The sequence below is a fragment of the Micromonospora deserti genome (genome assembly GCF_003236335.1).
GTDB lineage: Bacteria > Actinomycetota > Actinomycetes > Mycobacteriales > Micromonosporaceae > Micromonospora > Micromonospora deserti.
The window spans coordinates 1-418 of record NZ_POUB01000586.1; the positions used below are offsets into that span (position 1 = coordinate 1).

Genomic DNA, 418 nt, shown 5'->3' on the forward strand with positions numbered 1-418 from the left:
GGGTCGGGGAGGGCGGACGCTGGCGGGGCTGCAACCCGGGCGAGGCCTGCGCGGCCCCCGGGTCGTGCCCCTCCACGCCCGGGAATCCGCTCGGACGGCCGGCCCCGGCGGGGACGCCGCCGGAGGGGGCGGCGGCACCCGGGGCGTCGTCGGCCCCCGGCGGGGAGTTGAGGTACGAGACGAGGGCGACCAGGCAGGCCAGCACCGTCAGCCCCTCGACGGCCCAGCGGCGGCGCTGCCGCGTCCGGGCCAGCCGCCGCAGGGCGCTGCGGGTCTGCCCCGGGTGCGGGGCGGTGGACCGGTGCCGGGCCGGCGCGTCGCCCAGGCGGTGGCTGGCGTGCCGGCCGGCGCGTGAAGCCCGATTGCCCGAGCGCGTACGGTCTTCCTCCGCCACCGGCCCTCCCACTCCCCCACCGAC

At 81.6% G+C, this 418-nt stretch carries 1 pseudogene; it reads right to left on the reverse strand.

Annotated elements, in window-relative coordinates:
- A pseudogene (locus C1I99_RS32045) lies at nt 1-394 on the reverse strand (hypothetical protein); the annotation flags it as partial.
- Nucleotides 395-418: the final 24 nt, after the last annotated feature.